At 45.9% G+C, this 7,993-nt stretch carries 10 protein-coding genes and 1 tRNA gene; 6 read left to right on the forward strand and 5 right to left on the reverse strand.

The window, feature by feature from the left end; all coding sequences use genetic code 11:
• The coding region (gene priA, locus B7Y67_RS08035) for a primosomal protein N' (protein WP_293598191.1) at positions 1–1,878 on the forward strand (1,878 nt) is incomplete at its 5' end.
• Here priA and gcvH read toward each other — a convergent pair.
• Complete coding sequence (gcvH, locus tag B7Y67_RS08040; protein ID WP_293598192.1) at positions 1,875–2,264, reverse strand: glycine cleavage system protein GcvH; 390 nt, start codon at positions 2,262–2,264, stop codon at positions 1,875–1,877. The two genes, priA and gcvH, sit on opposite strands and share 4 nt — an antisense overlap.
• Positions 2,265–2,344: 80 nt before the next feature.
• Between gcvH and B7Y67_RS08045 the strand changes: the two genes are divergently transcribed.
• The gene (locus B7Y67_RS08045) at positions 2,345–2,977 is read left to right on the forward strand and encodes an MBL fold metallo-hydrolase (protein WP_215303681.1); all 633 of its coding nucleotides are present in this window, start codon (positions 2,345–2,347) and stop codon (positions 2,975–2,977) included.
• A gap of 32 nt (positions 2,978–3,009) precedes the next feature.
• Here B7Y67_RS08045 and B7Y67_RS08050 read toward each other — a convergent pair whose 3' ends face one another.
• The 3 genes from B7Y67_RS08050 to B7Y67_RS08060 form a co-directional block, all read right to left on the reverse strand.
• Positions 3,010–3,195 carry a hypothetical protein gene (locus B7Y67_RS08050; protein ID WP_112202563.1) on the reverse strand — a complete coding sequence of 62 codons (186 nt, stop codon included), beginning with the start codon at positions 3,193–3,195 and terminating at the stop codon, positions 3,010–3,012.
• 41 nt (positions 3,196–3,236) lie between these two features.
• The gene (locus B7Y67_RS08055) at positions 3,237–4,271 is read right to left on the reverse strand and encodes a fatty acid desaturase (RefSeq protein ID WP_215303683.1); all 1,035 of its coding nucleotides are present in this window, start codon (positions 4,269–4,271) and stop codon (positions 3,237–3,239) included.
• A gap of 189 nt (positions 4,272–4,460) precedes the next feature.
• Positions 4,461–4,536, reverse strand: a tRNA-Arg gene (locus B7Y67_RS08060).
• Positions 4,537–4,641: 105 nt separating this feature from the next.
• Between B7Y67_RS08060 and B7Y67_RS08065 the strand changes: the two genes are divergently transcribed.
• Complete coding sequence (locus B7Y67_RS08065) at positions 4,642–5,142, forward strand: c-type cytochrome (RefSeq protein WP_215302334.1); 501 nt, start codon at positions 4,642–4,644, stop codon at positions 5,140–5,142.
• A 41-nt stretch (positions 5,143–5,183) separates the two neighbouring features.
• Here the strand turns inward: B7Y67_RS08065 and rsmI are convergent, their stop codons facing one another.
• Positions 5,184–6,089: a 16S rRNA (cytidine(1402)-2'-O)-methyltransferase gene (gene rsmI / locus B7Y67_RS08070; protein ID WP_293598193.1), complete on the reverse strand. Its 906-nt coding sequence runs from the start codon at positions 6,087–6,089 to the stop codon at positions 5,184–5,186.
• 105 nt (positions 6,090–6,194) lie between these two features.
• Here rsmI and B7Y67_RS08075 point away from each other — a divergent pair, with 105 nt between their 5' ends.
• From B7Y67_RS08075 to B7Y67_RS08085, 3 genes are read left to right on the forward strand one after another with little or no spacing between them, the layout of a single operon-like run.
• On the forward strand, positions 6,195–6,797 hold the full coding sequence (locus B7Y67_RS08075; protein ID WP_293598194.1) for a phosphoheptose isomerase: 603 nt from the start codon (positions 6,195–6,197) through the stop codon (positions 6,795–6,797).
• 27 nt (positions 6,798–6,824) lie between these two features.
• On the forward strand, positions 6,825–7,472 hold the full coding sequence (locus B7Y67_RS08080; protein WP_215302337.1) for a BON domain-containing protein: 648 nt from the start codon (positions 6,825–6,827) through the stop codon (positions 7,470–7,472).
• 43 nt (positions 7,473–7,515) lie between these two features.
• Complete coding sequence (locus tag B7Y67_RS08085) at positions 7,516–7,842, forward strand: c-type cytochrome (RefSeq protein WP_293598195.1); 327 nt, start codon at positions 7,516–7,518, stop codon at positions 7,840–7,842.
• Positions 7,843–7,993 lie beyond the last annotated feature (151 nt).

Consider the following 7,993-nt stretch of genomic DNA (forward strand, 5'->3'; position numbering starts at 1 on the left):
CTGATGAATTTTGCAAGCCAGTACTATATCCACGCGCTGGGAGAAACCATCTTGCCGGTTATTCCGCAGATGTGGAAAAAGGCTGATAACTGGGAAAAAATTCCCGAGAAGCTAGAGTCAGCCGAAAAGAGTAAAAAAAAGCTTGATGTACTTGCAGAGGGATTGATAACCCAAGAACAATTAAATCCAAGCCAAAAGAATGCTTTGCAAGAGTTATTAGCAAATCATGAAAAAGAAGATCAATTTAGAGCAATCCTGTTGCAGGGTCAGACCGGCAGCGGAAAGACTGCCGTATTTTTGAATTGGCTAGCAAGCATCTTGCATGATGAAAGCGCACAAGTGCTGTTGCTAGTGCCAGAAATTAATTTAACGCCGCAACTTGAGAGGCGCGTGAAGGCCTACTTCCCAGATAAAAAAATGGCTGTACTGCATAGCGGTGTCAGTGAAAAGAAAAGAGGCGTTGCTTGGTATGAAGCAATGACGGGCAAGGCGAAAATCATTTTAGGAACAAGATTGGCAGCATTAACGCCAATGCCAAACTTACGTGCCATCGTAGTCGACGAGGAGCACGACCCGTCATATAAACAGCAAGATGGTACGCGATACTCAGCAAGAGATTTAGCAATATGGCGAGCGCATGATCAAAAAATTCCCATCCTTTTATCTACTGCAACACCATCACTAGAAACCTGGCTTGCTGCTCAATCTGGTCGCTATGAATATATTCGACTGGATCAGCGTGCCCAGGGCGCAAGCTTGCCCAGCGTCCACTTGATAAATACGCGTGATCCACAAAATCAATTTAGTCCAGGCGATATAGGTGCAACCAAGGAAAAAAGCCTTATTAGTAAGACGCTAGCAAGTGCCATTACTAAGACTTTGGGTGAAAAAAAGCAGAGCTTAATTTTGATTAATCGCCGGGGCTATGCTCCCGTACTGAGTTGCTCTGCCTGCAATTGGCTGTCAAAGTGCACACAATGCTCTACCTACACCGTGATGCATAAGGCAGGAGCATTGGGGAAAAGACCAGTGTTGAGTTGCCATCATTGTGGCTTAGTTAAACCCATTCCTCAGTTCTGCCCAGATTGTGGCAATGCCGATTTAAAAACGCTTGGTCATGGAACGCAAAAGCTAGAAGATGCAATAGAGGAAATGTGGCCGCAAGCTAAAGTGCTGCGGGTCGATACAGACTCAAGCAGAAAGAGTAAGGGAGCAGAGGCACTCTTTCAGGAAATACATAATGGCAATGTAGATATTGTTGTTGGCACTCAAATGATTGCCAAGGGGCACGATTATCAAAATATTGGATTAGTTGCAGTATTAGATTCAGACAGTCGACTGTATTCAGCGGACTTTAGAGCTGCAGAAAGATTATTTGCGCAGTTAGTTCAAGTGGCTGGTCGGGCAGGTAGATCTGGCAGTAGTACTGATTCTGGTGGCGATATTTATATCGAGACTCAGTACCCCGAGTCACCAGTGTTTCAATATTTACTTAGACACGATGTCGATGGATTTCTAGCATTTATTGCAAGCGAGCGTGAAGAGGCAAAGTTACCGCCCTACTCTTATCAAGCCCTCATTCATGCGGAAGGAAAAAGTCTAGATAAAGCGATTCAGTTTTTGAATGAACTGAAGACTCGCATGAAAAGTCGAGGGATGATTACAAAAGAACTGAAGGTCTATGATCCCGTGCCCAAGCCGGTCATGCGAGTGGCTGGTTCAGAGCGCGCCCAGTTATTAATTGAGTCAGTCAATCGCAAGACTTTACAAGAGGCCCTTGAAATGATTGATCAAGATTTGCGCCAAGAATCCACCGGAAGAATCAGTAAGGCATCCCGCATTCGTTGGCTCGTAGAGCGAGACCCTATTAGTATTTAGGCGCCTGGGCCAGATTCATATTGCGCAAGAGACATTAAGGCATTTAGATCGACAGTCAGAGATTCTGTTGTTGGCTTAATTTTAAATAGCCAAACCGCATAAGGATTTTCGTTCACCAACTCTGGACTGGAATCCATTGAGTCATTCAATGCAACGATCTCGCCACTAATAGGCGCATGAATATCACTCGCCGCTTTAACGGACTCTATTGCTGCGATGGCTTCGCCTTGCTTCACTTGCTGCCCAACTTTTGGCGCTTGAAAAAACATGACATCACCTAAAGATTCTTGGGCATGATTGCTGATGCCAACCCAAGCTAGTCCATCATCTTCGATGCTAGCCCACTCATGCGTTTCTGCAAATTTAAATGTGTCTTGAGTTTTCATTGTGTATCCTGTGAGATGTATTCTAGCGTCTTTGCAATCAACCAGTGGCTAATAACTTTAAGCGTTTCTCATTTATGCCGATCAAATTAGGAATTGTGCCCGTTACTCCATTCGAGCAAAACTGCTCAATCTTGGTTTGTCAAGAAACAGGGGATGCAGCGGTAGTTGATCCTGGTGGAGATATAGACAAGATTTTGGATGGCGTTAAACAACTGGGCGGTACGGTTAAAAAAATATTATTAACTCACGGCCATCTAGATCATTGTGCTGCAGCCAAGGACTTAGCTGATCAACTGGGCGTACCAATTGAAGGCCCACAAATTGATGAACAGTTTTGGCTAGATCAATTGCCTGAGCAAACTATACGCTTTGGATTTGGGCATGCAAAAGCATTTTTGCCTACTCGCTGGTTAGAGGATGGCGATCATGTACAAGTTGGTAATGTTGATTTGCAAGTGCTGCACTGTCCGGGCCATACGCCAGGCCATATTGTGTTCTTTGATAAAGAAGATCGCTTGGCTTTAGTTGGCGATGTTTTATTTGCTGGATCAATCGGCAGAACAGATTTCCCGCGTGGTAATCATGCCGACTTAATTAATGCCATTAAGACAAAATTGTGGCCACTAGGTGATGATGTGCAGTTTGTTCCTGGTCATGGACCTATGTCAACATTTGGCAAAGAGCGCCAAACGAACCCCTACGTTGGGGATTGATCAGGTTTGAATTGGTTAAGCCTAATTGAGAGTTAGGCTTTTGCTGAACCGGTGCGATGCGTGCGGTTGTATAAACAGCTGGCGCAAATCCAACGTTGCTTCCGATTGCTTGTCGGAATCCAGGTGCCACCTTCTAGGCGCTTTTCGCGACTGCATGAAGAGCAAAACTTAAGGCTCTGTGAGGTTTCTTGGGTAGCAGCTGGAGTCGAGGTAGTCATGGGCAATCCGGGTAAGCCAAATCTTGTACAGAGGATCTATTTTACCCGTTTTGTCCCGCTGGGGCTGGGCTCAGGACAACTCGGACTGAATCAGCCGTTTTATTGCCATCGAAATCTAACCAAGCCTTATTTTCAAAGTCATACAGCTTGCACTTTCGGGCTGTATCGAAATACCAGGCCCAAGAGAACTTTTGAACAAAAATACGCTCTGGAAGGATGGTTTCAAGGGTATTTTGGGCTTCTTGGAGGCGATATAGGGGAACGCTCATATCTACGTGGTGGGCGGTGTGCTCCATGATATGGTGCATCAAAGAGCCCCAAACCCAGTTAAAGGTCAGATGAACTGTAGTGGACACAAAAGGCTGGGCACGCAACCACTCGGATTTCTTGTCATACCAAGAAACTTTTGGATGGGTATGGTGAACATAAACCACAAAGCCGATCATCCCGTTCCAGAATAAGAAGGGAATAGCAAAGCCGGTGATCAGGCCAAGCCAAACTGATTGACCGGTGGCAAGGGCGCCAGCAATGAGGCAAGCAATCCAAACTATGGCAAAACCAGTCACCAACAGGTTGTCCTTCAGGAAAATTGGACGATCGCCTGGCTTGTTTTTAGCATTTGGGAAGTACTCGCGTCTCCACCAGATTTCAATCAGGTAATAGAAAACTGGACCCCAGCCGCTACGGTAAAGACGCTCTAGAGCTTTGCGCCATGCAGGCAGAGCATCAAACTCGGCTTTTGATAGAGGGGCCCAGACGAAGTCAAAGCCCTTGAGGTTGGTTTGCCCGTGGTGAACCACGTTGTGGCCTACATCCCATAAGCTATATGGGGTTAAGGACGGCAAGAATGCAATACGACCCAAGACTTTATTGAGTTCGCGGTGTGGTGTGTAGCTTTGGTGGCAGGCATCATGACCCAAAATGAAGATTCGACCAGTAACGAAGCCAGCAACTAAGCCCAAGATGATCTTGATCAGAATGCTTTCAACAAAAATAGTCCCAGCAATACAGCCCAGCCACAAAGCTGCGTCCAAAACCAGAAGCGCGATTGCCTTTGCTGTTTGCCCTTCAGCCATTGGGATTAGCCAGCTGCGGATGACTTTACGATGCGGCAATGGAAGATCAGGGGCCAAAGGATTGGCCATAGATGGTTCGGAGAGTGCTGGATTTATGTGATTTGACATGATAAGAATCAATAAGTTAGGTGCAAATGATAGCCTTTTTCACGAATTTACGCATGATATAGGTCAAAAACCCCCGTGTTTTGGTGCGCCCGGCAGGAATCGAACCTGCGACCCTTGGCTTCGGAGGCCAATACTCTATCCACTGAGCTACGGGCGCCAGTAGGAAATTCGCTAACTACGCCATTGTAAGTGCCTATACCCTCCCGGTCTCGTTATAATCACGGCAAAGTAACCTTTCAACCCGTCAAACGATAAAAGTCCTATGAGCGAAGCGCACGGCAACCTAATTAAGTCCCCTAAACAACTAATCATCATGGTGTTTGCTAGCTTTTTTGTGCCACTGATTATTATTTTGTTACTAATGGTGTTTGTAAATAACGGCAAGCGTACGGATGCTGAAGCATCTGCCGAGGTATTGATTAAACCCGTTGCAAAATTAAACTTTAAAGATGCTAGCAAGCCGCGTGAGTTGCAAACTGGTGAGCAGGTATATAAGGCAGTCTGTGCATCATGCCATGCAAGTGGTGCTGCTGGTGCACCGAAGTTTGGCGATACTGCCGCTTGGAGCGCTCGTCTAGGCAAGGGTTATGACGGCTTATTGACCTCAGTAGTCAAAGGCAAAGGTGCAATGCCAGCCAGAGGTGGAGCGAGTCCAGCCGATATTAGTGATTATGAATTGGGCCGCGCTGTAGCCTACTTGGCAAATTCTGCTGGTGGTACATTGCCAGAGCCTAAGGCTCCCAATCCCCCTGCCGCTAAATAATTTTTAGCACATTCGAAAAAGCTGGCTACCTGCCAGCTTTTTTATTGTCCATCAGCTTGGCCTTTAGCATCAAGCGCAACCTGGTAGGCATCTTTCTTGCTCAGCCCTAGAGTTTGTGCGAGTACAGCGGCAATTTCCTTGCTACCTAAATAAGGGCTTAGAGCATTTGCCCACACCAATAGCGTGGAGTGCTCTGGGGCTTCATCGGCATTAGCCTGGCGGCCAGCTACCAAAACAATAAATTCACCCTTGAGGCTTTCTGCTTTATCAAGCCATGCGGGAACATCTGCAGCAGTGAGTGTGACGAGTTGCTCAAATTTTTTAGTAAGCTCCCTGCCCACCAGTATCTGCCGTTCTGGTTCCAGCTCTTTGTTAATCATCATCAGCGTTTCGCGGATTTGATGTGGCGATTCAAAAAAAATGCTTGCCTTTGAATTACTTCGAATGTCTTTGATGAACGTGCTTCGCTCTTTTGCTTTGTTGGGCCAGAAGCCGAGAAACTGAAAGCGTCCTTCCGATGGCAGCATTACTGAGCCACTGGCAGAGATGGCAGAAGATACTGCGCTAGCACCGGGTATGGGGATAATTCGAAAGCCTGCTTTTTGAACCGCATTTACCAGGCGTGCACCTGGGTCAGAAACGCCTGGAGTGCCAGCATCTGAAACATAGGCCCAACGTTCGTTTTGAGAAAGATGCTCAATAATATTTTGAGCGCCAGCAATTTCATTGTGCTCATGCAGGGCGACACATTTTTTATGAATCCCAAAGTGTTGAAGCAGGGGCGCGCTATGCCTAGTGTCTTCACAGGCAATACCATCCACGGAATTTAGGACGTGCAGCGCGCGTAAGGTGATATCCCCTAAATTACCAATAGGGGTGGCAACCATATACAGGGCTCCCGCAGGAAGATCCTGCTGTTTTAAAAAGTCAAAGGAGCTTAATTCCATAGGGCAATCTTTGTGAAAGAGATCTCGATAGCTAAGAGCATACGTCTCTTTTGAATTCGGGGGCAGCTTAGACATCTTGTGCTTACTTTGGCGCATAATAATGTGATGGATAAAGATACCCTTGAACGGCTTCGCGCTCGCGCATCCCAACATTTCTTGGACAGCATTGCAGTAAAGCAAGAAGCTGAAAAAATACTTCCAGAGCAAATTGCGCGCGGCATAGTCGCTATGACAGACTGTTTGCGTGCCGGTGGAAAAGTGATGGCTTGCGGCAATGGCGGATCAGCTGCGGACGCACAACATTTTGCTGCCGAGTTGATTGGTCGCTTTGAGAGAGAGCGACAAGAGTTAGCTGCGATTGCATTGACAACCGATACTTCAATTTTGACCGCAGTCGGAAATGATTACAGTTATGACGAGATCTTTAGCAAGCAAGTACGCGGCCTTGGAAAAAAAGGCGACATCTTAATTGGCATCTCTACTTCAGGAAATTCAAAAAACGTAGTGAAGGCTATTGAGGCTGCAAAAAAAATGGGGATCAAAATTATTGCCCTGACTGGTAATGGCGGTGGAAAAATTGCAAGCCTATTGGATGCGGATGATATTCATCTATGTGCACCCTCCACTCGTACTGCACGTATTCAAGAAACGCATTTAGTTTTACTTCACGCGCTATGTGATGGCGTAGACCATTTATTGCTTGATTAATAGTTTCACTAATTAGAAAGTTCTTACATGCGAAATACACCCACCATCAAACTCTTTGCTGCACTTTTGATTGCATCATTTTTATCTGGTTGCGGAGTGTTGGCTGTTGGTGGTGTTGTGGCAGGCGCGAGTGTTATGGCTGATCGTCGTACGCCAGCAGTTCAGGCAATCGATAAGGGTATTGAGTTGGAGGCAGGAAATGCTCTGTCCAAACGTTATGGCGATGATGCGCACATCAATGTCACCTCATTCAATCAAAAGGTATTGTTAACTGGCGAGGTGAAAGATGCCGATATTAAAGGCCAGGCTGGTGCTTATGTAAAGGCGATGAAGAATGCGCGTTCCGTTTTTAATGAATTGATCATTGGACCAAATAGCTCTTATACAGCTCGCGCGAACGATACTTTCCTTGAATCCAAAATCAAAACACAAATGATTTTTACCGATAAGCTGCCATCCAATTCGATGGCGATTGTTGCTGAAGGTAGTAGCGTTTATTTGATGGGAATTCTGACGCAAAATGAAGCAGCAATTGCCAAGAAAGTAGCAAGCAACGCTGACGGTGTAAAAGATGTTTACGCCTATTTCGATATTATTTCTGAGGCAGAAAAAGTGCGCCTAGAAAAACAAGGCAAGGCGGATGAGTCTCAGCCTAACTCTGCTCCAAAGCAGTAAGATGTTTTGGTAGTAAGTCAGAAAATTTTTTTTGAGATCAGATGTGAAATTTTTTTTGCTCGCCACCCTCCTCTCAATTTTCTCTGCAAGTGCGACCGCGGATGATGCAAAGGCATTCGCACTTGCAAAACAAAGTGCTTGCTTAGGGTGCCATGCAAAAGATAAAAAAATTGTGGGACCAAGTTTTCAGGCGATTGCAAAGAAATATTCGAATGACCCTGGTGCAACTGTGTTTTTAAAAAACAAAATTATTAAAGGTGGCTCTGGATCTTGGGGTGTTGTGCCTATGCCAGCAAATGCGAAGTTAAGCGATGCCGATGTATCTTTATTGACAGGCTGGATTTTGCGCGGAGCGCCTAGCGCAAATTAAGTTGGGCGAACTAGAGGTTTGCCTAGAAACCAGGACCACGCATCATTTGAGCGCTTGAAATTTTCTTTCAGCGCATAGTCAAAGTCAGCCCATTGCTCATTGGCAGCTTCTTCAACAATGGTGCCGGGATTTGCGGGCGGTAATTTCAAGT

Source organism: Polynucleobacter sp. 35-46-11, from assembly GCF_002281105.1.

Excerpts from the sequence above, each read along its gene's own strand:
- gcvH (WP_293598192.1), bottom strand. The coding sequence starts at position 2,264 with ATGAAAACTCAAGACACATTTAAATTTGCAGAAACGCATGAGTGGGCT.
- B7Y67_RS08050 (WP_112202563.1), bottom strand. The coding sequence starts at position 3,195 with ATGACTACCTCGACTCCAGCTGCTACCCAAGAAACCTCACAGAGCCTT.
- B7Y67_RS08055 (WP_215303683.1), bottom strand. The coding sequence starts at position 4,271 with ATGGCTGAAGGGCAAACAGCAAAGGCAATCGCGCTTCTGGTTTTGGAC.
- B7Y67_RS08065 (WP_215302334.1), top strand. The coding sequence starts at position 4,642 with ATGAGCGAAGCGCACGGCAACCTAATTAAGTCCCCTAAACAACTAATC.
- rsmI (WP_293598193.1), bottom strand. The coding sequence starts at position 6,089 with ATGGAATTAAGCTCCTTTGACTTTTTAAAACAGCAGGATCTTCCTGCG.
- B7Y67_RS08075 (WP_293598194.1), top strand. The coding sequence starts at position 6,195 with ATGGATAAAGATACCCTTGAACGGCTTCGCGCTCGCGCATCCCAACAT.
- B7Y67_RS08080 (WP_215302337.1), top strand. The coding sequence starts at position 6,825 with ATGCGAAATACACCCACCATCAAACTCTTTGCTGCACTTTTGATTGCA.